The following is a 24421-nucleotide window of genomic DNA, read 5'->3' as shown; positions in this document are numbered from 1 at the left end:
CTCCTGCGCCCCGTACCGTCACGCTGATGGGGGCGGTCGTCACGCCGGGGAAACGGGCCTGGCGACCGGGCGCAAGCATCCGGGACTACTTACAGGGGCAGTTGCGGCTGGCCGGCGCCGACAGGAATAACGTAACCGTTATCGATCCTGACGGCAGTACGGTTGTTGCGCCGGTGGCGTACTGGAACGCACGCCATATTGAAGCAGAGCCGGGCGCTGTTCTGTGGGTGGGGTTTGATCCCCGGGCGGTACCGGACGATTTTACCGGTCTGAATGAGCAAATCGTTGCGCTCCTGACGCGGCGGATACCTGACTGATGAACAAACTTTTTTTACTGAGCGGCCTTGCTCTGGCGATCTCTTCTGCCTGCCACGCGGAGCTGCGTACCTGGCCCGATCCGACCGGACCGTCACAGTCCGATTTTGGCGGCACCGGCCTGATGCAAATGCCCGACGCGCGCTTTGGCCGGGAAGGGGAATTCAGCGTCAACTACCGCGATAACAACCAGTACCGTTTTTACTCCTCTTCGGTCGTGCTCTTCCCGTGGCTGGAAGGGACAATTCGCTATACCGACGTCCGCACCCGTAAATACAGCAGCGACGAGGATTTCAGCGGCGATCAAAGCTACAAGGATAAGTCGTTCGACTTTAAAGTTCGTCTGTGGGAAGAGGACTATAGCCTGCCGCAGGTGGCGCTCGGCAAGCGTGATATTGCAGGCACCGGCCTGTTCGATGGTGAATATCTGGTTGCCAGTAAAATGGCCGGACCGGTCGATTTTACCTTTGGAATAGCCTGGGGATATCCCGGTAATAGCGACAACGTGGGTAACCCGCTTTGCCATGACAACAATAAGTATTGCACCCGCGGCGAGTCGCATGATGCCGGAGATATCAGCTTTAGCGATATGTTTCGTGGTCCGGCGTCTCTGTTTGGCGGCCTCCAGTATCAGACGCCCTGGCAGCCCCTGCGCCTGAAGCTTGAGTATGACGGCAACAATTATGCCGATGATTTTGCCGGCTCCATTAAGCAGTCGAGCCATATTAACGTGGGGGCGGTCTATCGCGTTGCCGACTGGGCCGATCTCGACCTCAGCTACGAGCGCGGCAATACGCTGATGTTTGGCTTCACCCTGCGGACCAACTTTAACGACCTGCGCCCCGCGCTGCGTGATAACCCGAAACCGGCCTGGCAACCGGCACCGGCAGGCGAGACGCTGGACTATACCTCTGCGGCGAACCAGCTCACCGCGCTTAAGTACAACGCAGGCTTCGATGCGCCGGAGATCCTTCAGCACGGCAATACCTTATACATGACCGGCGAACAGTATCGCTATCGCGATCCGCGCGAAGCGGTGGATCGTGCCAACCGTATTCTGATCAATAACCTGCCCGACGGGGTCGACACGATCGCTATCACCCAGCAGCGTGATCATCTGCCGCTGGTCACGACGCAAACCGATGTCGCCAGCCTGCGCAAACAGTTGGCGGGGCAGCCGCTCGGCCAGGAGGAGGCGCTCAGGCAGCAGCGCGTCGAGCCTGTGGATACCACAGCATTCGGGCGTGGCTACCGTATTCGCGCCGATCGCTTCAGCTACAGCGTTAAACCGACGCTGGCGCAGTCGCTGGGCGGTCCGGAAGATTTCTATATGTTCCAGGTGGGGGTGATGGCCAGCGCCAGCTACTGGCTGACCGATCGTCTGCTGCTCGACGGCGGCGTGTTCGCCAACCTCTATAACAACTACGACAAGTTCAAATCCTCGCTACTTCCCGCTGACTCCAGCCTGCCGCGCGTCAGAACCCATATTCGCGATTATGTCAGCAATGACGTCTACATCAACAACTTACAAGCCAACTATGTCGATGCGCTGGGGAACGGCTTCTATGCCCAGATTTATGGCGGCTACCTCGAAACCATGTACGGCGGCGTGGGAGCAGAGGCGCTCTGGCGCCCGCTGGATAGCGACTGGGCGCTGGGCGTGGATGCGAATTACGTCAAGCAGCGCGACTGGGACGACATGATGCGCTTCACCGACTACAGCGTGCCAACCGGATTTATCACCGCCTACTGGAACCCGGCGAAGCTCAACAGTGTGCTAATGAAGCTGAGCGTCGGGCAGTACCTGGCGAAGGATAAAGGCGCCACCCTCGACGTCGCGAAGCGATTCGACAGCGGCGTGACGGTAGGCGTCTGGGCGGCGCTGACCAACGTCTCGAAAGAGGATTATGGCGAAGGTGGCTTTAGCAAAGGCTTCTACATCTCGATCCCGCTTGATCTGATGACGATCGGCCCAAATCGCAACCGGGCGGTGGTCTCTTGGACGCCTCTCACGCGTGATGGCGGCCAGATGTTAGGCCGTAAATATCAGCTCTATGACATGACGTCAGAACGCGAAACCCCGGTAGGGCAGTAGTACCGGATGAAACAGGCATTACTTAACCAGATGATTTTCCTGAATGAAAAACGTTAAATTTTCCGTGCTGGCGTTGGCTATGATGGCGTTAAGCGGTTGTACTATCGTACCGGGCCAGGGACTTAGCACCCAGGGCAAAGATATTATCGATCTGCCTGACAGCAATTACGATCTGAATAAGATGGTCAACGTCTATCCCCTCACGCCGGGGCTGGTGGAGCAGTTGCTGCCTGGCAAAGTCGACTCCCGCGCGAATCCTGAACTGGATCGCCAGCTTCAGAACTACCAATATTGCATCGGCGTCGGCGACGTGCTGATGGTTACCGTCTGGGACCACCCGGAGCTGACCACCCCCGCAGGTCAGTACCGCAGCGCCAGCGATACGGGCAACTGGGTGAATGCCGATGGCACGATCTTCTACCCCTATATCGGCAAAATCCGCGTCGTCGGCAAAACGCTGGCCCAGGTGCGCGATGAGATCGCCGCCCGGCTGGACTCGGTGATTGAGAGCCCGCAGGTGGATGTCAGCGTCGCGGCATTCCGCTCGCAAAAAGCCTACGTGACGGGCGAAGTGGCTAAGTCGGGCCAGCAGCCCATCACCAACATTCCGCTGACGATAATGGATGCGATCAATGCGGCTGGCGGCCTGACATCTGAGGCGGACTGGCGCCATGTGGTGCTGACCCACAACGGCCAGGACACGCACATTTCGCTCTACGCGCTGATGCAGCGCGGCGATCTCACCCAGAACAAACTCCTCTATCCGGGCGATATTCTCTTCATTCCCCGTAATGACGACCTGAAAGTGTTTGTCATGGGCGAGGTGGGTAAACAGAGCACCCTGAAGATGGACCGTAGCGGCATGACGCTGGCGGAAGCGCTGGGTAATGCACAGGGCGTGAATCAGGATATGGCCGACGCCACCGGAATCTTTGTGATTCGTCCGTTGCAGGGCAAGCAGAACGGCAAAATCGCCAACGTCTACCAGCTTAACGCCCGGGATGCCACCGCGATGGTGTTGAGCACCGAATTTCAGCTTGAGCCTTACGACATCGTCTATGTCACCACCGCGCCGCTGGTGCGCTGGAACCGCGTGATCTCTCAGCTTGTGCCGACCATTACCGGCGTACATGACCTGACTGAAACAGGGAGATATATCAGAACATGGCCAAACTAACGTTTAACGCCATCCTGGTGATCTGTACCGGCAATATCTGCCGCTCCCCCATTGGGGAACGGCTGCTGCGCCGGCTGCTTCCCGCTGCCCGGGTCGATTCAGCGGGAACGTGTGGCCTGGAAGGGCGCACCGCCGATTTACAGGCGACAGAGATCGCCGCCGAACGCGGCACCCTGCTTGAGGGCCACGTGGCGCGCAGGCTCACCCCCGCCATGGTGCGCGACTACGATCTGATTCTGGCGATGGAGCTGGAACATATCGAGCAGGTCACGGCTATCGCACCGGAGGCGCGCGGCAAAATGATGCTCTTTGGTCACTGGACGGGCAGAAAAGAGATCCCGGACCCCTACCGTAAAAACCGGGACGCATTTGAATATGTTTATGGGCTGCTGGAGCAGGCCAGTCTGGAATGGGCGAAACGGCTCAGTTAATCACACGGGATAGTTACGTTTTATGTCAATAAATAACCTTCACGCCCATGATGCGTCTGCCGCGAATAACGAGATCGATCTTGTGCGCCTGTTGGGTGAGCTGCTCGACCACCGAAAATTTATTCTCATCCTTACCGCGCTGTTCACGCTGGTGGCCCTGCTTTATGCGCTCTTTGCCACACCGGTTTATCAGGCCGATGCGCTGATACAGGTGGAACAGAAGCAGGGCAACGCGCTACTCAGTAACCTTAGCGAGTTCATCCCTGACTCCTCGCCGGAGTCGGCACCGGAGCTTCAGCTTCTCCAGTCGCGCATGATCCTCGGTAAAACGATTGATGACCTGAACCTGCGCACGCAGGTAAGTGAAAACTATTTTCCCCTTGTCGGACGCGGCTGGGCGCGGCTCACCGGCCAACAGCCTGGGATCGTCGATATCCGTATGCTCAATCTTCCCCCTGTTGCGGGCCGGGCGCAAAAGCTGACGCTGACCGTCGGCGAGAAGGGCCACTATCAGCTGGAAGGCGATAATGTGACGTTACAGGGCGTTGTGGGACAACCCCTGAGCGCGGCGAATATCGCCATTACCATTGCCGATATCCAGGCGAAGCCGGGTACGCAATTTACGATTACACAGCAGAGTGAGCTGGAGGCCATTGACGCGCTACAGCTGCGTTTTTCCGTGAGCGAGCGCAGCAAGGACAGCGGGATGCTTGGCCTGACCATCACGGGGGAAGACCCCGACGAGATGGCTCGCGTGCTTAACTGCATCGCCGACAACTATTTACAACAGAACGTGGCTCGCCAGGCGGCGCAGGATGCGAAAAGCCTGCAATTTTTGAAGCAGCAGCTTCCGCAGGTGCGCAGCGAGCTGGACCAGGCCGAGGAGAAGCTCAACCGCTATCGCCAGCAAAAAGACTCCGTTGACCTGAACCTGGAGGCAAAAGCGGTGCTGGAGCAGATTGTGAATGCGGACAATCAGCTCAATGAACTGACCTTCCGGGAAGCGGAAATTTCGCAGCTCTACAAAAAAGATCACCCCACCTACCGGGCGCTGATTGAGAAACGGCAGACGCTGGAGCAGGAAAAAAACCGCCTGAATAAACGGGTATCGTCCATGCCGTCAACCCAGCAGGAGGTGTTGCGCCTGAGCCGTGATGTGGAGTCGGGACGCGTTATCTACCAGCAGCTGCTTAACCGCGAACAGGAGCTGAGCATCGCCCGGTCGAGCGCAATTGGTAACGTCCGCATTATCGATCCGGCCGTGACCCGGCCGCAGCCAGTCAAGCCGAAAAAAGCGCTGGTCGTCGTTCTGGGGGTTCTCCTGGGTCTGTTCGTCTCTGCGGGCTGGATCCTGGCGCGCAGTATGCTGCGTATGGGCATTGAAACGCCGGAGCAGCTGGAGGAGCACGGGATTAACGTCTATGCCACCGTACCGCTGTCAGAATGGCTGGCTAAAAAGATGCGTTTGCATAAAAAAGACTTTATGTCCCCAGGGCTGCGCCATAAGACCAAACATATCCCCTTCCTGGCGGCGGATAATCCGGTCGATCTCTCCGTGGAGGCGATTCGCGGCCTGCGCACCAGCCTGCATTTCGCGATGATGGAGTCAGCGAACAATATACTGATGATCTCTGGCGCCACGCCTGACAGCGGTAAAACCTTTGTCAGCAGTACCCTGGCGGCCGTCGTGGCGCAGGCGGGCCAGAAAGTGCTCTATATTGATGCGGATATGCGTCGCGGGTATGCCCATGATCTGTTTAAGCTCGACAATACCTGCGGCTTGTCGGAGATGTTGTCCGGTAAGGCGGAGTATACCCAGGGCGTTCAGACCTTCGATAAAGGCGGGTTCGATACCATCGTGCGCGGGCAGATCCCTCCTAATCCGGCGGAGCTTCTGATGCATACGCGTTTCCAGCAGCTGCTGGACTGGGCGAATGAACGCTACGATCTGGTGATTATCGATACGCCACCGATCCTGGCGGTCACCGACGCGGCGGTTGTCGGCCGTCGCGCAGGCACCACGCTGCTGGTCGCCCGCTTCGGGATGAACAGCGTGAAGGAGATGCTGGTCTGTGTACAGCGTCTGGAGCAGAGTGGCGTCAATACCAAAGGGGTGATTCTCAACGGCGTCGTTAAGCGGGCAAGCAACGCTTACGGCTACGGCTATCATCACTACGGTTACAACTACTCGAGTAACTGATTATCCGGCGCCTGCCCGTTCTGACATTAATGCGCATTGTGTTTGTAATGAAAAACGGGCAGGCCCAGCTTAAGGCGCAATGCCAGCATACGCGCGGTGAAGCCAAACAGCAGGGTGGAGATAACCACCACATCGTGGCTGGTGACATAGTGCTGCAAGGCGACATAAAGCACTGCCGCGGCAAAGGAGATGCCGGCATACAGTTCCTTCTGGAAAACCAGCGGGATACGTTTGCAGAACATATCCCGCAGCACCCCGCCAAACACGCCCGTGATCACGGCAGCAATGGTGGCGATAACCGGGCCTTCACCCATATCGAGAGCGATTTGTGCGCCAATGATGGAAAAAACAATCAGCCCAAGCGCATCCAGCACCAGGAACACGCGGCGCAGATGAGGCATCACCGGGGCCACAATCGTGGTTAGCACGGCTGCCGTTGCCACGATAATGACGTACTCAGGGTTTTTTACCCAGCCGAGCGGATAATGGCCAAGCAGGATATCGCGTACGGACCCGCCGCCGAGCGCGGTGGCTGTGGCAATGATAATCACGCCGAAGGTGTCCATACGGCGACGTCCGGCAGCGAGCGCGCCGGTCATGGCTTCTGCGGTAATGCCAATAAGATAAAGAATGTGAAGCAGCATAAACCCTCCGGAATGAAGAGAAGGAGATTAGCGATTTGTGCGGAAGATCACGATTGAGATTTTCTAAGGTGAGGGGGTTTGCCCTACAGAAAATTATCAACGCATGCCAGGCAGGCTTGATATAAGGCGGGATAGAAAGGAAGTAGGGCTAAGAAAGGATTAGAAAAAGTAATGGGTGGTATGCGAGGCAATACCACCCTGAAAGGAATTACTCGATATTCTGGATCTGCTCGCGCATCTGCTCAATCAGGACCTTCAGTTCAATCGCTGAATTGGTTACCTCTGCATTGATAGACTTAGACGCCAGCGTGTTCGACTCGCGATTGAACTCCTGCATCATAAAGTCGAGACGGCGGCCTACCGCTTCTTTCTTCTTCAGAATGTTGTAGGTCTCTTTAACGTGCGCTTCCAGACGATCCAGCTCTTCAGCCACGTCCACACGCTGCGCCATCAGCACCAGCTCTTGTTCCAGACGGTTGTTTTCCAGCTGGACTTCCGCCTCTTCCAGTTTGGCGACAAGACGCTCACGCTGCCATTGCAGCACTTCTGGCATATGAGCGCGCACTTTAGCGACTTCGGCGCTCACGCCCTCAAGGCGTTGCTCAATCATCGCTTTCAGCGCCTGGCCTTCGGTTTCGCGGGCAACGATAAAGTCGTCCAGCGTGCCGTCGAGTGCAGCCAGGATCTCAGCGGTAATCGCGTCCAGATCCTGCTCTCCGGCGGCCATCACGCCAGGCCAGCGCAGAATATCAACCGGGTTGATCTCGCCTTCATCGCTTTGCATTTTGACCCAGTTCGCCGCATTAACCAGCTGTTTTGCCAACTTTTCGTTCAGGATCAGTTCGCCCTGTGCACTGGCATCGGGCTCAAAACGTAGGTTACATTCCACTTTCCCGCGGGTCAGACGCGTACGGATACGCTCACGCACCACAGGCTCCAGGCTGCGGAACTGTTCCGGCATACGGAAATACGTTTCCAGATAGCGCTGGTTTACCGAGCGCATTTCCCAGGTAGCGCTACCCCAGCTACCCTTGATTTCACGCCGGGCGTAGGCGGTCATACTGCGGATCATAGACATTCCCGTTTTTAAAGGAGAGATGGGGGGATTATAGCTTTCAGGGGCTTCTCAGGATAGGAATAAGCGTCCTTTATCCGTATAATGCGCAGCCACATTCGTTTCAAGCCGGAGAATCCATCATGCGTCCAGCAGGTCGTAGCGCCAACCAGGTGCGTCCCGTCACCCTGACCCGTAACTATACAAAACACGCTGAAGGCTCCGTGCTGGTTGAGTTTGGTGACACCAAGGTGCTTTGCACCGCGTCCATTGAAGAGGGCGTGCCTCGCTTCCTGAAAGGTCAGGGCCAGGGGTGGATCACCGCCGAATACGGTATGTTGCCGCGCGCAACCCATACCCGTAATGCCCGTGAAGCGGCAAAAGGTAAGCAGGGCGGCCGTACTATGGAGATTCAGCGCCTGATCGCGCGTGCGCTCCGCGCCGCGGTTGACCTGAAAACGTTGGGTGAGTTCACCATCACGCTGGACTGCGACGTGATCCAGGCCGATGGTGGCACGCGTACGGCCTCTATTACCGGTGCCTGTGTGGCGCTGGCAGACGCCCTGAACAAGCTGGTTGCCGCCGGTAAGCTGAAAACCAACCCAATGAAAGGGATGGTTGCTGCTGTCTCCGTTGGTATCGTTAACGGCGAAGCGCTTTGCGATCTGGAATACGTTGAAGATTCTGCCGCAGAAACCGACATGAACGTGGTGATGACCGAAGATGGTCGCATCATTGAAGTGCAGGGTACGGCAGAAGGCGAGCCATTCACCCACGAAGAACTGCTCACCTTGCTGGCGTTGGCCCGAGGGGGAATCGAATCTATTGTAGCGACGCAGAAAGCGGCGTTAGAAAATTGATTTTAAGGCGACCAATGAGTCGCCTTTTTTTTGCCTGTAAGACTGAAAAGACAAAGGAGCAAATCCATGAAATCGTATCAGCGCCAGTTTATTGAGTTTGCGCTTAACAAGCAGGTACTTAAGTTTGGCGAGTTCACGCTGAAATCCGGGCGTAAAAGCCCGTATTTCTTCAACGCCGGGCTGTTTAATACCGGGCGCGACCTGGCACTGTTAGGCCGCTTCTATGCCGAAGCGCTGGTGGATTCCGGGATTGATTTCGACCTGCTGTTTGGCCCCGCGTACAAAGGCATTCCAATCGCAACCACCACGGCGGTGGCGCTGGCGGAGCACCATGACCGCGACGTACCGTACTGCTTTAACCGTAAAGAGGCCAAAACCCACGGTGAAGGCGGCAATCTGGTAGGCAGCGCGTTGCAGGGCCGCGTGATGCTGGTGGATGACGTGATCACCGCAGGTACCGCGATCCGTGAATCGATGGAGATAATCCAGGCTAACGGTGCAACCCTTGCGGGCGTGCTGATTTCGCTCGATCGTCAGGAGCGTGGGCGCGGCGACATCTCTGCTATTCAGGAAGTGGAGCGCGACTACAACTGCAAAGTGACGTCGATTATCACCCTGAAAGATCTGATTGCGTATCTGGAAGAGAAGCCTGAGATGGCTGATCATCTGGCGGCGGTGCGTCAATACCGCGAAGAGTTTGGCGTATAATTCAATTGCCCGGTGGCGCTGCGCTTACCGGGCCTACCCGTTCGTAGGCCGGATAAGGCGAAGCCGCCATCCGGCGATGGCGTTACTGTAACTGAGCAGCCACTAACGGCCAGCGGGCGTCAAAATCGTCCGTTGGTCGATATTTAAACTCGCTGCGCACAAACCGGGAGAGCATCCCTTCGCAAAATGCCAGGATCTGGCTTGCCAGCAGGGTCTCATCCGTATTATATCCCTCGCCTTCCCGCATTTTCTTCTCGCGCAGAACCTGACGCAGCTGGGCTTCGATACGCTCAAAAAGCTGGTTTATACGGCCTTGCAGACGATCCTGTTCAAACATCAGCGCGTGGCCGGTCAGAATACGGGTCAGACCCGGGTTACGTTCACCAAAGCCCAGAATCAGCAGCACAATCAGACGCAGACGCGTGCTGGTGTCTTTTTCATCCTTCAGAATCAGGTTGATGCGCGTGATCAGGCTGTCTTCGATAAACTCGATCAGGCTGTCAAACATCCGGGTTTTGCTCGGGAAATGACGATACAGCGCCGCCTCTGACACGCCCACAGAGGCCGCCAGTTTTGCGGTGGTGATGCGTTGACTGCCGTCGCTGGATTCAAGCATCAGAGCCAGAGATTGAAGTATTTCTTCGCGACGATTCCTTTTCGCGGTTTGTTTTTCTGCCATGTTACAAAATACCCCTGAAAATAAGCACTTGTCAGGCTGGCAACCACACAGCGACCCGCAAACTGACGTTTGCGGTTTGTTATTGCATTATGGCGCTGTGAGATGCGTGTTTGTCGGGCGGTTATTTGCGCCCGGAATGGCCGAAGCCGCCTTCGCCACGGTCGGTAGCGTCGAAGTCTGCCACCAGGTTAAATTCTGCCTGCACCACCGGTACAAACACCATCTGCGCGATACGCTCGCCCGGCTCAATGGTGAAGCTGTCCTGGCCACGGTTCCATACGGATACCATCAGCTGACCCTGATAGTCAGAGTCGATCAGGCCGACCAGGTTACCCAGCACGACGCCATGCTTATGGCCCAGGCCAGAGCGCGGCAGGATCACCGCTGCCAGTGACGGGTCAGCAATGTGAATCGCCAGCCCGGTCGGGATCAGGGTCGTTGCACCCGGCGCCAGTTCTACGGCGTCATCGAGACAGGCGCGCAGGTCAAGACCGGCAGAGCCGGAGGTGGCATACGTTGGCAGCGGAAATTGCTCGCCAACGCGCGGGTCCAGAATCTTAACGTCGATTTTTTTCATCATAACGGGTAACGATCTCGTCCAGTAAGTGTTGGCCCAGGAGTTCTTTGCGCTCAAGCGGTAAGACTTTATCTCCATCCTGCCAGAAAAGGTGCAATGCGTTGCTGTCGCTGTTAAATCCTTGCGTGGACAGCGATACGTCGTTCGCGCAAATTAAATCGAGGTTTTTGCGGGTACGTTTTTGCCGGGCATATTCTTCCACATTATTCGTTTCTGCGGCAAACCCAACAACGTAAGGACGATGAGTTTTCAGTGCGGCGACACCGGCAACGATATCCGGGTTCTTCACCATTTTTATTGTTAATTCATCGCCTTGCTTTTTAATTTTGGCGTCAGCAATAGTTTCGGCGCGGTAATCAGCGACGGCCGCACAGCCGATAAAAATATGCTGCTGTTGAGCATGTGCCTGTACGGCGGCGTTCATTTCCAGCGCGGTCGTCACATCAATACGCTGCACAAACGCAGGGGTGGTAAGCGACACCGGGCCGCTCACCAGCGTGACGTTCGCGCCGCGTTTGGCTGCCGCGGCAGCAATCGCAAAGCCCATTTTGCCGGAGCTGTGGTTGGTGATGTAACGCACCGGATCCAGCGGCTCGCGCGTGGGGCCCGCGGTAATCATGATGTTGAGATGTTGCAGATCGTTGACAGGCGAGAAATGGGCGGCGGCCATATCAACAATCGTTAATGGGTCGAGCATACGCCCTGGCCCCACGTCGCCGCAGGCCTGGCTGCCGCTGTCCGGTCCCCAAATCAGCAGGCCGCGCGAGCCCAGCGTGTCCAGATTGTGCTGGGTAGCGGCGTTGCGGTACATCTGCTGGTTCATTGCGGGCACAACCGCGACGGGCGCAGGCGTGGCGAGGCAAATGGTCGTTACCAGATCGTTCGCCATACCGGCTGCCAGGCGGGCAATTAAATCTGCCGTGGCGGGGGCAAGGATAACCAGATCGGCCCATTTCCCCAGCTCAATGTGGCCCATTGCGGCTTCGGCCGCCGGGTCGAGAAGGCTGTCGGATACCGGGTATCCCGAGACGGCTTGCAGGCTCAGTGGGGTGATAAAGGCTTTGCCGCCTTCGGTGATCGCGACCCGTACGTCGGCCCCGCGCTCGCGCAAACGGCGCACCAGGTCTGGCGTTTTATAGGCAGCAATACCGCCGCTGACGCCAAGAACGATTTTTTTACCGGCCAGGCTCATCATGATTCTTTCCTGTTGGGTTTCACCAGAGAGCGGGCATTTTATCACAATCCCTAAAACGGGGTGATGATGTCCTTAATTCACTTTGCGAGGCGTTACGCAAGAACGAAATGCCAGCATCGAACCCCGAATTTGCCTGTGGCAGCATAATGGCAAACAGAAGGAGGCCAGGCATGGAAGAGACTGAACTGCTGCTACCGCGTGAAAAAATGCTGCGTCATGGCGTCACGTTGTTAAAGGACGACGAGCTGCTGGCGCTCTTTTTACGCACAGGCACGCCGGGGAAAACGGTATTTACGCTGGCGAAAGAACTGATAGACCATTTCGGTTCACTGTATGGATTGCTGACCGCTGAGCTGGAGGCGTTTACGCACGTTGAGGGCATTGGCGTGGCGAAATATGCCCAGTTGCGGGGCATTGCCGAGCTGGCCCGGCGATTTTACAACGTGCGTATGGAGGAAGAAGACCCGATCCTCACCCCCGACATGACCCGCGAATTTCTGCAAAGCCAGCTCTCCGATCTGGAGCGGGAGATCTTTATGGTGATCTTTCTCGACAACAAAAACCGGGTACTGAAACATACCCGCCTTTTTTCGGGAACATTGAGCCACGTTGAGGTGCATCCGCGTGAAATTGTGCGGGAAGCGATAAAAGTGAATGCAGCCGGCGTGATCCTCGCGCATAATCACCCCTCTGGCTGTGCAGAACCAAGCAGAGCTGACAAAGCAATTACCGAACGTATTATCAAATGCTGTCAATTCATGGACATTCGTGTGCTGGACCATCTGATAATTGGCCGCGGAGAGTACATTTCTTTTGCCGAACGTGGCTGGATTTAGGCCTTTTCTCGCGATCCATCGGGATCTTTGTCTGTTCGGGACTTGAGCACACCGCCGAGTCAGCGTATACTACGCCACCTTTGAGAATCTCGGGTTTGGCATTTGGGCCTGGCAATCGAGAGTTCAATAGAACTATGCGATGACCGGGCTGTAAAGCCTGACGAGGCGCCGATACCCCATACGAAGCTCGAGCTAATTTGATTTTTGGAGAATAGACATGTCCCGAGTCTGCCAAGTTACTGGCAAGCGTCCGGTGACCGGTAACAACCGTTCCCACGCACTGAACGCGACTAAACGCCGTTTCCTGCCGAACCTGCACTCTCACCGTTTCTGGGTTGAGAGCGAGAAGCGTTTTGTCACCCTGCGCGTATCTGCTAAAGGTATGCGTGTAATCGATAAGAAAGGCATCGATACAGTTCTGTCCGAACTGCGTGCCCGTGGCGAAAAGTACTAAGTACTTAAAGAGGAAATAAATCATGGCTAAAGGTATTCGCGAGAAAATCAAGCTGGTTTCTTCTGCTGGTACAGGTCACTTCTACACCACCACGAAGAACAAACGTACTAAGCCGGAAAAACTGGAACTGAAAAAATTCGATCCAGTTGTACGCCAGCACGTACTGTACAAAGAAGCTAAAATCAAATAATTTTAGTCTCCTTGTATTGAAAAACCCCGCAACTGCGGGGTTTTTTGCATTCTGCATCTCAACGGAGGAACCATGCCTGAATTACCTGAGGTAGAGACCAGCCGCCGCGGCATTGAGCCCCATCTGGTTGGCGCGACTATTCTTCATGCTGTCGTTCGCAACGGGCGTCTGCGCTGGCCGGTGTCCGATGAGATCCACGCGTTAAGTGACAAACCCGTCCTGAGCGTGCAGCGCCGCGCGAAATACCTGCTGCTGGAGCTGCCTGACGGCTGGATCATTATCCATCTGGGCATGTCGGGAAGCCTGCGTATTCTTACCGAAGAGTTGCCTGCGGAAAAGCACGACCACGTTGATCTGGTGATGAGTAACGGCAAAGTGCTGCGTTACACCGACCCGCGTCGCTTTGGCGCATGGCTGTGGACCAAAGAGCTGGAAGGACACAACGTGCTGGCGCATCTCGGACCTGAGCCGCTCTCAGAGGCGTTTAACGCAGATTATCTCAAAGAGAAGTGCGCGAAAAAGAAAACCCCGATTAAACCCTGGCTGATGGATAACAAGCTGGTGGTGGGCGTGGGGAATATCTACGCCAGCGAATCGTTGTTTGCCGCCGGGATCCATCCCGATCGGCTGGCCTCCTCGCTGTCGGCGCAGGAGTGCGAACTGCTGGTCAGGGTTATTAAAGCGGTACTGCTGCGCTCAATTGAGCAGGGCGGGACGACGCTGAAGGATTTCCTGCAAAGCGACGGGAAGCCGGGTTATTTTGCGCAGGAGTTGCAGGTTTATGGCCGTAAGGGTGAGCCGTGCAGAGCCTGCGGGACGCCGATTATTGCCACGAAGCACGCTCAGCGCGCCACGTTTTACTGCCGTCAGTGCCAGAAGTAGGGTTACTTTAGCTTTTCCATCAACGCCTGGTGGACGTTAACCGGCAGGAAGTGGGTAACGTCCCCGTGATGGCGCGCCACCTCTTTCACCAGCGAAGAAGAGATGAAGGACCACTCTTTGGAGGGCATCAGGAATACGCTCTCCAGCTCCGGCATCAGATGGCGGTTCATGTGTGCCAGCTGCATCTCATATTCGAAGTCTGCTACCGCGCGAAGACCGCGGATCAGGATATTGGCCTGCCGGTCACGGGCAAAGTTTGCCATCAAGTCGCTGAATCCGACGACCTCAACATTCGACAGATGCGAAATCGCATCGGTGGCAAGCTGCACGCGTTCGTTCAGGTCGAACATCGGCTTTTTGCTCGGGCTGGCGGCAATGGCCAGAATCACCTTGTCGAACATACACGCCGCACGGGTGATGATATCAAGATGACCGTTAGTGATCGGATCGAAGGTACCCGGATAAATCGCTTTTGTGCTCATGGCTCACGTTTTCTCTGAGTAGCCGCGGTTCAGCGCCCACAGCTCGGTGTATTTGTTAAAAGTATACTGGGCATTCACTACGGCCAGTAACCAGCCCTGTTTGCCGTCCAGCACGCCGCCACGCAGCAGCAGCGTTTTCAGAAACGCGCCCAGCGTGTGGGTGAAGATGCCGGTCAGCGTGGCCTTCTTGCCGCGCGCATGCCGCTCCTGTGCCCAGGCGGTGGCATAGTTCAGCTGTTTACGCTGGAAGCTGGCGAAATCGCGGCAGGTCAGATGAAGCAGATCGCCCGTCAGGGGGATGACCTGAGCGTTATCGCAGGCCAGAGACTCATGGACCAGGTTATCGTTGTACTGATAACGCTCGCGGGCATAGAGGCGCATCACGCGGTCGGGGTACCAGCCGCTGTGGCGCATAAAGCGGCCCAGGAAATAGTTACGACGCGCGATACTGTAGACCGCGCCAGGCTGTGGCGCGGCAAGCACCGTTTGAATGGCCTGTCGGAGTTCTGGGGTGACGCGCTCATCGGTATCGATCATCAACACGTAATCGCCCGTGGCGTAACCCTGCGCACGCTGACGCTGAGTACCGTAGCCCTGCCAGTCGGTGTCGGTAAAGACTTTTGCCCCGGCTGCACGGGCAACGTCCGCCGTATTGTCCGTACTTCCGGAGTCGAGAATGACGATTTCGTCAGCCCAGGCAACAGAGGCCAGGCAATCCGGAAGCAGGTCGGCGGCGTTTTTGGCGATCATCACGACCGACAGACGCGTTGACATTAGTGGCTCCGCTGCGGCAGATAAGGTTGCAGAAGTTGCAGCAGACGGGTCAGTGCGCCCTGGTTCTGATGCAGGACTTCAACGGCGTGACGACCGTACCACAGGCGGTAATCTTCGTCAGTCAGAAGGGTTGAGACCTCTTTGACCACCGAGTCCGCATCGGTCACGGTGATTAAGCCATCGGCTTGCTGCAATTTCGCGCAGATATCTTTGAAGTTAAACGTGTGTGGACCCATCAGCACGGGAATGGCGTGGGCTGCCGGCTCCAGCGGGTTATGACCACCTCGCTCCACCAGGCTACCTCCAACAAAGGCGAGGTCTGCAATGCCGTACAGCAGCATCAGTTCGCCCATCGTATCGCCAATCACCACCTGCGTGCTGCCAGAGGGGATTTCGCCGCTGCTGCGCAGGGTAAAGCTGAAACCGCCTTTTTGCACCATCTCGCGGGCATCTTTAAAACGCTCCGGATGGCGAGGAACCAGAATCAGCAGTAAATCAGGGAATTTTTCCAGCAGCTGGCGGTGAGCCTGAAGGATAATGGCTTCTTCGCCGTCATGGGTGCTGGTGGCAATCCAGACCTGGCGACGCGGCGCCCACTGACGACGCAGCGTTACCGCACGGGCGGCGAGTTCAGGGGTGACGGAAATATCGAACTTCAGGCTACCCGTGACCGCAAGCTGGTTGCGCTTCAGACCTAGGGCGATAAAGCGCGCGGCATCTTCTTCGTTCTGCGCGGCGATCAGCGTGATTTTGCTGAGCAGGCGACGCATAAATTTACCCAGCTTGCCGTACCCTTTAGCCGAGCGTTCCGACAGACGCGCGTTGGCGATAACCAAAGGAATTTTACGGGCATGCAGGGCGGAAATCATATTCGGCCACAGTTCGGTTTCCATGACGATCACCAGTTTAGGGCGCACGGTATTCAGGAAACGGTTCATGGCGCAGGGGAGATCGTACGGCAGGTAGACGTGATGCACGTCTTTACCGAAGGCAGACATCACGCGCTCTGAGCCGGTTGGCGTCATCGTGGTGACGGTGATGGGCAGTGACGGATAACGGTGGCGCAGGGCACGCACCAGTGGAATGGCGGCCAGCGTTTCCCCGACTGACACGGAATGCAGCAGAATACCGTCCGGCGCCACTTTATTGCGGCAGTAGCCATAGCGTTCGGCCCAGCGTTTACGGTACGCAGGCGCTTTACGGCTACGAAGCAACAGTCGCAGCCAAACCAGTGGCTGAATGATGTAGAGCAGGGCGGTATACAACAATTCCAAGCGATTATCCGTTTTTTTAGTTTCGGCCGGGAAATTCTAAGCATTTAAGCGTGCTAAAGCTATCTCTTATGCCAGATACCGTTTTAAACGGAAGTAGCGTCGGCCCAGGCGCCAGCGCAAACGCGGGCTTTTGGCACTTTTCCAGATGAGCTTCCAGATCCCGGTGTCGAAGAACTCTTTGATTATCATTGCTTTCTTCGCCTCATCCTTCATGTTGTCGAAGGTATGAATAATTCCCAGACCCTCTTTGGCGATTTGCCAGTGGCAGGCCGGGATATTTTTCACTTTATCCGGGTAGCGCTGGTTAATGGCATCAAGCATCTTCAGTATCTTCATGTAATGGCGCGCAGAGCGAATCAGCGTGTCGTCATTATCCGGGGTGTGCGATACCGAGGCGGAGTGAATGTAGTAGTCGTAAAAGCGTTCGCTGGTGTACTGAACGCGTTCCGCGGCAAGCAGCACCTCAGTCGTCCACGGAATATCCTGATGGCGCAGGCCAGGCTCGAAACGGAAGCCGTGCTGACGAATAAAATCGTGACGATAGATATTCAGCCAGGTCACATGCAGGAACTTACGTGAATCCAGCGCCTTTTTTAACCATGCCGCACCATTCATGACGCCCGTTGAGGCGAGCTTATCTTCAGGGAAGATAGGGCGAGACGGTTTTTTGTTATTTTCCCAGACGTAGTTGCCATTGCAGGTGGCGACATCCAGGTTCTGCGTGACGGCCATATCCAGCAGACGCTGGTACATGCCGGGTTTGAAGACATCATCAATATCCGGGAAAGAGAGATACTGCCCGGTCGCAACCGCCAGGCCGGTATTACGCGCGATGGACACGCCCTGATTAGGTTGTTCAATAACCCGCATCTGTGGCAGCTTTTCGCGCCATTTTTCGACAATCTGCATCGAGCGGTCAGTGGAGCCGTCATTCACGATGATGACTTCCATACTGTCGATGTGTTGATTTACAAGGCAGGTAAAGAACTGATCGAGAAAAGCTTCACCGTTATAAACGGCAACCACCACGCTTAATAAAGGCGCTGAATTTTGCATATGAAACCTGATTATTTTTGGTTGTCGACCAAAGCAATGTATTGCTGGCAAATGGCGTTAATACCGAACGATGCGATCGTTTCGCGATCAACAACTGGCGGAGAGGCATACAATTCTGCCAGTGTTTTCGCCAGTGATTCGTCGGTTAACGCTGTCAGACCTCGCGCCAGGGGGCCAGTAAGGATCTCAGCAGGACCGCCAGGGCAGTTTGTACTCACCGGTGGGGTCTGACAGATAATGGACTCTACCAGTACATTACCAAAACCTTCGCAGTCGGAACTTAACACTAAAAGGCGTGCCCCTTTGATCCACGGGTAGGGGTTGGTTTCGAACGGGCGGAAGACGATCTTGTTTTCAATTCCCAGCTTAGCGGCAAGCTGTTTGAGCTGGTTTATTTTCGCGTCAGAACCTTTGCCCATCAACACCAGCGATGCGTCGATCTTGCTCAGCGCAAACGCCCGCAGCAGCCGGTCGTGACGTTTGTGTTCATGAAAACGGCCAACGTGGATAATGTAATCCTGCCCCTGCATCTCAAAGGGCGCTTCCGCCAGACGCTGAATTTCAGGGATATCAAAGGGGTTATGGATAACCGCTTTGCGCCGCAGGGGGATCGCGAGTACTTCAGAGAGGTCGTGCAGCACGGCGCCGGAAACCGCCACCACGTTGCGGTTTTCATAGGTATGCCGAATTTTATAATGCTTAAACCAGCGAGAAAGCCCGCTGCGATGGCGCAAATAGGAGAAGGAGAACATCCCGTGAACGCAGAACCAGACCTTATCCCGATCCAGCACGCGGCTGTGCGCCACGATACGGTCGGTTTTATGCAGATGCGAGAACACGACGTCAAATTTACCGCTGCGTTCTGCCTTCTCGATGGCGCGATCCAGCAAACGGGCGCGACGCGGGATCTCGGTCAGCTTCCGCCAGGGTTTTTTACAGGTATCCTGCACAATCTGAAAATCGATGCCTTCCGGAATGGCGTAGTCGCACACCTTCCGTAAGGAGAAAAGGGTGACCTGATGCCCCAGTTCTGTCAGTCCGCTGGAGAGGGTGAGAACCGTTTTTTCGGCTCCTCCACCGGGTAAACCATCAATAATCATTAGGATGCGCATTATTAATCCAGTAATTTTTGATAAAGCGAAATAAGCTGACTTGACAGTTTTTCAGGGGTTGCTTCTCTGACGCGTTCACGCGCCGCAAGCCCCATATTATTATTTTTTTCCAGTGAAGGGATGGACATGACGGCCTCCTTCAATGTGTGGATATCAAGTGCATCACAGTAAAACCCGTTCTGGCCTTGCTCAATAAATTCTGAACCACCGCAACTCTCTGACGTAATGACGGGCAATCCACAGGCCATTGCTTCAAGTATGACGTTAGGGAAAGGATCATACAGCGTCGGCAGCAGTAAACCATCAGAAAGCTGATAAAATGGCAGCGTCTCTTTTTGCATCCCCAGGAAACGGATTTGCCCCTCACAGCCTAATGAACGGGCGAGGTCGCGATAACGGCTTTCCGCTTTATCCTGACCGACCACAACCAGCCATGCCGATGTTCCTGCTATAGCCCGAATAGCGCTTGCCAGCCCCTTGCGTTCAAACCCTGAACCCACGAAGCAGAAAATGACGGCATCAGCGGGTAAGCCAAATTGCTGACGCAGTACAGCGCGTTGTCTCTCTTCTGCCGGAACGAAGCGGCTGGAATCTATTGAATTATAAATCACATGTATCTTTTTTGCGTCAATATCAAAGTCTTCGACGATTTCGCGTTTGATCATCTCCGCATTACAGATAACGGCTTTCAACTCGGGAGCCTGGTACATTTCACGTTCTGCGTTCATCACGTAGCGGTGATAACGATCGTGCATAAGCAGCTTCGCACGCCAGGCGGGAAGAATACGCGTACGCTGTAGCAGCCAGCGTCGATGTACACCATCCCCGGCGCGGTAAATATCGCAGCCCGGAATACGTTCGTGGCTCTGGACAATATCAAACTGCTGTTGCTGCCACAGCGCGCGTGCGGCGTGTGCAAAGCCGCGCTCACGGCTGATGCGGCCCCACTTTCGTGGATCGCAAATATGAATATGCCAGTCGTCCTGCTTTTCGCCCTGCCACTCGCGGGTGATGACGTTGAGCTCAAGATTTTGATTGCTCAGCGCGGTAAGTGCCCTGGAGACAAAACGTTCTGCTCCTCCATCCGGACGATATTTTTGGCGCACAATGGCCAGACGATGAAGCTTCATTGCAGGTATCTCCTTGCGGCGGAGACGACAGCATCAACGGGGATGGCGTCGAGATAACGTTCCGTCGTTTTTGTATCAATGGCGTCAGGGTTGGGAAGCGGGCCGTAGTTACCTGCCCAGATGACCTCGCCGTTAACCTGCCATGGCGACCAGAACGTCAATTTTGACGGGCCAAACAGCGCCACGCAGGGCGTCTGAAGGGCGGCGGCCATGTGCATGGGTACGGAGTCAACGCCAATGAACAGGATCGCGTGATCGATTAGCGAGGCCAGCTGGCGCAGGGTTAACTGCCCTGCCAGCGATACAACACCCGTCTGCGGGGAGGCGGCAAGAATGCGGTCAATCATCGCCAGCTCTTTCTTATCCGGTCCCGCCGTAAGGACGATAGTGTGGCCGTCCTGCTGCAACGCGGCGATAGTTTGCGCCATTTTGCCTTCGTCCCAGCACTTAAAGAACCAGCGTGACGTGGGTTGAATAACGATGTAGCGGTCTCCCACGCCTTTTTGTGTCAGCTTTTGGTGAGCATGGCGCCAGTCATCCGCGCTGTAAGCCATGGTGACGGTAGGGTTGGCCATTACCGGCAGCGCTGACAGTATGGAGAGATTTTGTTCAACGGTGTGCAGCGACTGATGGCTGGCGACCGAGACCAGTTCACTGTGACAAAAACGCCAGAAGGCATTCTTGCGCTTGTTAAAAGCGAACCCGAGCCGAACCGGTGCGCCGGTGAAGCGGGTAACAATCGCGCTGCGCCACTGATCGGCAAGATTGATCACCAGATGATAATGCTGAGCGCGTAAAGCACGAAGCAACTGCCACTCTTTTTGCAGGTGCTTCAGCGTCCCCAGCTGCTTCCATTTACGATCGATACCATAGATCGTCCCGATTGCCGGATGCGCGGCGAGCATGTCTCGCGTCTCTTCATAGAGAAGCACGTCGATTTGGGCTTCAGGCCATTTCTGGCGTAATGAATTGATGACGGGGGTGGTGAGTAACATGTCGCCATGATGGCGAAGTTTGATCAGTAAAATGCGCAAATCAGGCGTGTCAGGTAAGTTATTCATCATCATCTTATCGGCGTTGTACTATTGGCAATTCTAATAGACCTGGTAACGACTTGCACTCTTTCTCCATAATGTCAGGAATTTCCCTGGAAGGGTTTACTCCTGCTTTCGGGCGTGCGTAACATAGCGCTAACTATTTTGTCTTGCGGACTTATTATGAAAAAACCAGCGTTTATCATCACGATCGATACCGAAGGGGATAATCTCTGGCAGAACCACCGGATGATCAAAACGGAAAACGCGCGCTACCTGGCGCGGTTTCAGGCGCTTTGTGAACGCTTCGGCTTTAAGCCCGTCTGGCTGACCAACTACGAGATGGCCGTCGAACCGGTATTCATTGAGTTCGCGAAAGAGGTCATAGCCCGCGGCCAGGGTGAGGTGGGAATGCATCTCCATGCCTGGAATAGCCCTCCGGAGCACGATCTGACCGGTGATGACTGGCGCTGGCAGCCTTATCTGATTGAGTTTTCAGACGAGGTCATGCGTGAGAAAGTGCTGTTCATGACCCGCTTACTGGAAGAGACTTTCCAGACAAAAATGCTCAGCCATCGCGCCGGGCGCTGGGCATTCGACAGCCGTTACGCCCGGTTGCTGATTGAGCTGGGGTATCAGGTAGATTGTTCCGTTACGCCGCGCGTGAACTGGCGCAACGCGAAAGGTGCCCCGCAGGGTAATGGCGGAACGAATTACCAGCATTTTCCCGATCGCGCCTATTTTTTGGACGTAGACGACATTTCCCGGCCGGGAAACAGCCCTCTCCTCGAAGTGCCGATGAGTATCCAGTATAAACACCCGGCATGGCTGAATTCCCTGAAGCAGGGTTACGATCGTCTGCGCGGTAAATACCGTTCTCCGTCAGTTAACTGGTTACGCCCGTCCGGCGGTAACGCGCAGGAGATGATTAAGGTTGCGCAGCAGTGCCTGGCTCAGGGGAATGACTACGTAGAGTTCATGCTGCATTCGTCGGAATTTATGCCTGGCGGCAGCCCTACTTTTAAAGACCAGGCCGCGATTGAGGGACTGTATCAGGATCTGGAGCAGCTCTTTACCTGGTTATCAGATAAGACCGTGGGGATGACGCTTGCGGAGTTTTACCAGTACAAAAAATAGTTATGCCCGCCAGGCGGGCATATTTATTATTGCTGCTTTGTTTGTGAGAAAGGTGTACTTAACGCAAACAAAATCATAAAGAAGATTAAGGCTTCTGAACTGAGCAGTATGACATCCGTCAGTCCATACAAAAGCAAAAGAAGCATTGACGTTAGCAGCAGCGCGTTTCTGTTTCGTAGGGCATACGCAATCATCGAAACGAAGAAAAAGAGCATTACCGCTACGCCGGGGATCCCCTGCAAAGAGTATTTCTCAATAAATTCATTATGCAGATGGACTTTGATGTATTCGAGTGCACTGCCAAGGTGCGGATGTCCGTCTTTAATATACTGCCGCGTCCACGCTTCACGCTGTTCCAGCGATTGCCCTAACGGATGCGCAAGACCATTCTCGATCCCGACAGTCCACATCGAAAAACGTGCGCCCAATGACGTGCGGTCAAAACCTTGTTGATAACGTTCAACCTCACGTTGGGTTTGTTTAATTTTCGGCGAAATCAATGGCTTGTAGCTAACGATTACAACGCCTGCAACAATGCATAGAAAGATGAGGGCGGATTTAAGATGAATCTTTCTGAAATGATAAAGCGTGAGCACAATTGCCAGAAGCAGATATAAACCCATCGCAGCACGGGTCCCCGTCAACAGTATGACGAAGTAAGAGATTAATATAGTGAAGCCCGCAACAACATACAGCTTCACGTTCTGTTGAAGGTAAAGACTGTATACGAAAGCCAGTGACAGGACAGAATAAACATAGGCTGAAACGGTGGCACGGTTAATTGCCATCTCAACGCGAGTCATACCTTGTGAGGCCTGCCACAAGCCATACCCTGTGGCGAGCACAAACCCTAAGGCCGTTGCGAAGAAGAAAAATTTCCTGAAGGTGTCCTTATCGATATAAAACTTAAAGCGGTCAATATAGAAAATCAGGACACTCGCTAAAATTAATTTTTTGCTGGCACCGAGATAGTCGCTGTAAAGGTTGAGTCCCTCGTTATGATACTCATAGAGTAAATACCAGCCGAGGTTAAGTAATCCAATCAGCAGAATGGGCAGCGCTATAGTAAAAGGTCGCAGAGTGATTTTTTTATATTCGAAAGCCAGGCCAATAATACTGACGTAAATAGCAATATAGAAAAACTCTCTTTGCTTCCCTGAACTGACTAAAGCCAGTATCAAAGAGATGAGGCTCAAAGCGATCGTCAGTTGATAGAGCCGTGGTTTTATTTTTTCCATAATGCCTCAATAACCCTTTTTTTATAGCTAAAACGAACATCGGTGGAGAGGAAAAAAGACAATGTATACATGGCCTTTACGCGTTGTTTCACGAGCTGCAATTGTTGGTCTGTAAGACAGGACCGATGGTTGCTGTAAATATCAAACCAGTGGCAATTGACGAGATGCTTGTAGCTTGACGGAAATGTTCTTTCCATCTGTAACGTGCATTCGACAAGCGTTGAAATTTTGCTGGCGTCCAGAGTGCTCGACAAACTGTCGCGACGCTTGATGTAATAATAATGCCCCTGGCGTTGATAGACTATTTTGTTCGATTGCATCAGCATTCCAGGGAAGACAGCGAAATCCTCATAACATAACATCGGAGGAATAGGGTTACTCTCGTACAGGCTACGATGAATAAACTGGCCAATGAGATGTGCCTGAAAGTCTTTATGGCGTAAGAAACGAGCGACTGCTTCATTTCGTGGCAATGGCACAGGATTAAATCCCTGCCAGTCTGAAGTCATTTTCCGGGGATCGCGAATCTCAAGCAAACGTGTCAGTAACATGTCCGGACGTTGCGCTTTTAGAAAGGTCATTGCGTCCCCGAGGCTGCCCGGCTTTAAGCAATCGTCACTGTCGAGCATCGTAATATACTCTCCCGATGCCAGCGCGACAGCGCTGTTTCGTACCCGGCCTACGTTACGAAAGTTCACGGTGCGCGTGATGATCTGAGGAAATTTCGGCGACCACTCTTCAATTATTGCCTGCGTGGCATCCTCAGAACTGTCATTGAAAATAATGACTTCAGTGTCCTGACCGATTGCTGCCAGCAGGCTTGAAAGCGTGGCGTGCAGCGTAGCTTCAGCGTTATGCGCAGCAATAATGACGCTTAAAAAAGCCAT

At 54.7% G+C, this 24421-nt stretch carries 26 protein-coding genes; 12 read left to right on the top strand and 14 right to left on the bottom strand.

Annotation, left to right across the window (positions count from 1 at the left end; genetic code table 11):
- From DD606_RS06365 to etk, 5 genes are all read left to right on the top strand, one after another.
- On the top strand, positions 1 to 317 hold a 317-nt coding region (locus DD606_RS06365; protein WP_176691437.1), incomplete at its 5' end, for a capsule biosynthesis GfcC family protein.
- The gene (locus DD606_RS06360) at positions 317 to 2410 is read left to right on the top strand and encodes a YjbH domain-containing protein (protein ID WP_072206429.1); all 2094 of its coding nucleotides are present in this window, start codon (positions 317 to 319) and stop codon (positions 2408 to 2410) included. The genes DD606_RS06365 and DD606_RS06360, both read left to right, overlap by 1 nt.
- Positions 2411 to 2453: 43 nt before the next feature.
- Entirely contained in the window at positions 2454 to 3587 is a 1134-nt protein-coding gene (locus DD606_RS06355; protein ID WP_003860914.1) for a polysaccharide export protein, read from the top strand.
- On the top strand, positions 3575 to 4018 hold the full coding sequence (locus DD606_RS06350; RefSeq protein ID WP_003860912.1) for a protein-tyrosine-phosphatase: 444 nt from the start codon (positions 3575 to 3577) through the stop codon (positions 4016 to 4018). The genes DD606_RS06355 and DD606_RS06350 overlap by 13 nt, the downstream gene beginning before the upstream one ends.
- Before the next feature lie 22 nt (positions 4019 to 4040).
- Positions 4041 to 6218, top strand: a complete 2178-nt coding sequence (gene etk / locus DD606_RS06345; protein ID WP_129258366.1) for a tyrosine-protein kinase — start codon at positions 4041 to 4043, stop codon at positions 6216 to 6218.
- A gap of 26 nt (positions 6219 to 6244) precedes the next feature.
- Here the strand turns inward: etk and DD606_RS06340 are convergent, their stop codons facing one another.
- Complete coding sequence (locus DD606_RS06340; RefSeq protein ID WP_015570045.1) at positions 6245 to 6862, bottom strand: trimeric intracellular cation channel family protein; 618 nt, start codon at positions 6860 to 6862, stop codon at positions 6245 to 6247.
- A 208-nt stretch (positions 6863 to 7070) separates the two neighbouring features.
- Entirely contained in the window at positions 7071 to 7934 is an 864-nt protein-coding gene (locus tag DD606_RS06335; protein WP_003860907.1) for a YicC/YloC family endoribonuclease, read from the bottom strand.
- Positions 7935 to 8059: 125 nt separating this feature from the next.
- Between DD606_RS06335 and rph the strand changes: the two genes are divergently transcribed.
- Both rph and pyrE read left to right on the top strand, forming a co-directional pair.
- Positions 8060 to 8776, top strand: coding sequence for a ribonuclease PH (rph, locus tag DD606_RS06330; protein WP_015570044.1), 717 nt, complete (start codon positions 8060 to 8062; stop codon positions 8774 to 8776).
- A 66-nt stretch (positions 8777 to 8842) separates the two neighbouring features.
- A complete protein-coding gene (gene pyrE / locus DD606_RS06325) occupies positions 8843 to 9484 on the top strand; it encodes an orotate phosphoribosyltransferase (protein WP_003860903.1) in 642 nt (213 codons plus the stop codon).
- Positions 9485 to 9566: 82 nt separating this feature from the next.
- On the opposite strand, the gene slmA is transcribed toward pyrE, so the two are convergent.
- From slmA to coaBC, 3 genes are all read right to left on the bottom strand, one after another.
- Entirely contained in the window at positions 9567 to 10163 is a 597-nt protein-coding gene (slmA, locus tag DD606_RS06320) for a nucleoid occlusion factor SlmA (RefSeq protein WP_003860901.1), read from the bottom strand.
- A 121-nt stretch (positions 10164 to 10284) separates the two neighbouring features.
- Positions 10285 to 10743 (bottom strand): dUTP diphosphatase, encoded by a 459-nt coding sequence (gene dut, locus DD606_RS06315; RefSeq protein WP_015570042.1) that lies wholly within the window; start codon positions 10741 to 10743, stop codon positions 10285 to 10287.
- A complete protein-coding gene (coaBC, locus tag DD606_RS06310) occupies positions 10721 to 11932 on the bottom strand; it encodes a bifunctional phosphopantothenoylcysteine decarboxylase/phosphopantothenate--cysteine ligase CoaBC (protein ID WP_170227491.1) in 1212 nt (403 codons plus the stop codon). Before coaBC ends, dut begins: the two co-directional genes overlap by 23 nt.
- 173 nt (positions 11933 to 12105) lie before the next feature.
- On the opposite strand from coaBC, the gene radC reads away from it, so the two are divergent.
- The 4 genes from radC to mutM all read left to right on the top strand — a co-directional run bounded on the left by radC (position 12106) and on the right by mutM (position 14297).
- A complete protein-coding gene (gene radC / locus DD606_RS06305) occupies positions 12106 to 12771 on the top strand; it encodes a DNA repair protein RadC (RefSeq protein WP_006812419.1) in 666 nt (221 codons plus the stop codon).
- Positions 12772 to 12988: 217 nt separating this feature from the next.
- Positions 12989 to 13225 carry a 50S ribosomal protein L28 gene (rpmB, locus tag DD606_RS06300; protein ID WP_002436699.1) on the top strand — a complete coding sequence of 79 codons (237 nt, stop codon included), beginning with the start codon at positions 12989 to 12991 and terminating at the stop codon, positions 13223 to 13225.
- Between the two features lie 22 nt (positions 13226 to 13247).
- Positions 13248 to 13415, top strand: coding sequence for a 50S ribosomal protein L33 (rpmG, locus tag DD606_RS06295; RefSeq protein ID WP_003024094.1), 168 nt, complete (start codon positions 13248 to 13250; stop codon positions 13413 to 13415).
- Positions 13416 to 13487: 72 nt separating this feature from the next.
- A complete protein-coding gene (mutM, locus tag DD606_RS06290; protein WP_003860879.1) occupies positions 13488 to 14297 on the top strand; it encodes a bifunctional DNA-formamidopyrimidine glycosylase/DNA-(apurinic or apyrimidinic site) lyase in 810 nt (269 codons plus the stop codon).
- 2 nt (positions 14298 to 14299) lie between these two features.
- Here the strand turns inward: mutM and coaD are convergent, their stop codons facing one another.
- The 7 genes from coaD to rfaQ all read right to left on the bottom strand — a co-directional run bounded on the left by coaD (position 14300) and on the right by rfaQ (position 21192).
- A complete protein-coding gene (gene coaD / locus DD606_RS06285) occupies positions 14300 to 14779 on the bottom strand; it encodes a pantetheine-phosphate adenylyltransferase (RefSeq protein ID WP_015570040.1) in 480 nt (159 codons plus the stop codon).
- Positions 14780 to 14782: 3 nt separating this feature from the next.
- A complete protein-coding gene (locus DD606_RS06280; protein ID WP_129258362.1) occupies positions 14783 to 15553 on the bottom strand; it encodes a glycosyltransferase family 2 protein in 771 nt (256 codons plus the stop codon).
- Positions 15553 to 16827 carry a lipid IV(A) 3-deoxy-D-manno-octulosonic acid transferase gene (gene waaA, locus DD606_RS06275; protein ID WP_003860874.1) on the bottom strand — a complete coding sequence of 425 codons (1275 nt, stop codon included), beginning with the start codon at positions 16825 to 16827 and terminating at the stop codon, positions 15553 to 15555. The genes DD606_RS06280 and waaA overlap by 1 nt, the downstream gene beginning before the upstream one ends.
- 66 nt (positions 16828 to 16893) lie before the next feature.
- The gene (locus DD606_RS06270) at positions 16894 to 17883 is read right to left on the bottom strand and encodes a glycosyltransferase (protein ID WP_022650147.1); all 990 of its coding nucleotides are present in this window, start codon (positions 17881 to 17883) and stop codon (positions 16894 to 16896) included.
- An 11-nt stretch (positions 17884 to 17894) separates the two neighbouring features.
- Complete coding sequence (locus tag DD606_RS06265) at positions 17895 to 18995, bottom strand: glycosyltransferase (protein ID WP_022650148.1); 1101 nt, start codon at positions 18993 to 18995, stop codon at positions 17895 to 17897.
- A 2-nt stretch (positions 18996 to 18997) separates the two neighbouring features.
- Positions 18998 to 20125, bottom strand: a complete 1128-nt coding sequence (locus tag DD606_RS06260) for a glycosyltransferase family 4 protein (RefSeq protein ID WP_023315168.1) — start codon at positions 20123 to 20125, stop codon at positions 18998 to 19000.
- Positions 20122 to 21192, bottom strand: a complete 1071-nt coding sequence (gene rfaQ, locus DD606_RS06255) for a putative lipopolysaccharide heptosyltransferase III (RefSeq protein WP_003860870.1) — start codon at positions 21190 to 21192, stop codon at positions 20122 to 20124. The genes DD606_RS06260 and rfaQ overlap by 4 nt, the downstream gene beginning before the upstream one ends.
- Before the next feature lie 150 nt (positions 21193 to 21342).
- Between rfaQ and DD606_RS06250 the strand changes: the two genes are divergently transcribed.
- Positions 21343 to 22296, top strand: a complete 954-nt coding sequence (locus DD606_RS06250) for a polysaccharide deacetylase family protein (protein ID WP_045346022.1) — start codon at positions 21343 to 21345, stop codon at positions 22294 to 22296.
- A 26-nt stretch (positions 22297 to 22322) separates the two neighbouring features.
- Here the strand turns inward: DD606_RS06250 and DD606_RS06245 are convergent, their stop codons facing one another.
- Together DD606_RS06245 and DD606_RS06240 are read right to left on the bottom strand one after the other, a co-directional pair.
- Complete coding sequence (locus DD606_RS06245) at positions 22323 to 23534, bottom strand: O-antigen ligase (protein WP_023315170.1); 1212 nt, start codon at positions 23532 to 23534, stop codon at positions 22323 to 22325.
- Positions 23522 to 24421, bottom strand: a complete 900-nt coding sequence (locus DD606_RS06240; protein WP_023315171.1) for a glycosyltransferase family 2 protein — start codon at positions 24419 to 24421, stop codon at positions 23522 to 23524. The genes DD606_RS06245 and DD606_RS06240 overlap by 13 nt, the downstream gene beginning before the upstream one ends.

Source organism: Enterobacter cloacae complex sp. GF14B (assembly GCF_004136805.1).
Classification (GTDB): Bacteria; Pseudomonadota; Gammaproteobacteria; order Enterobacterales; family Enterobacteriaceae; genus Enterobacter; species Enterobacter hormaechei_C.
This window is presented reverse-complemented; position numbering and strand designations above follow the sequence as displayed.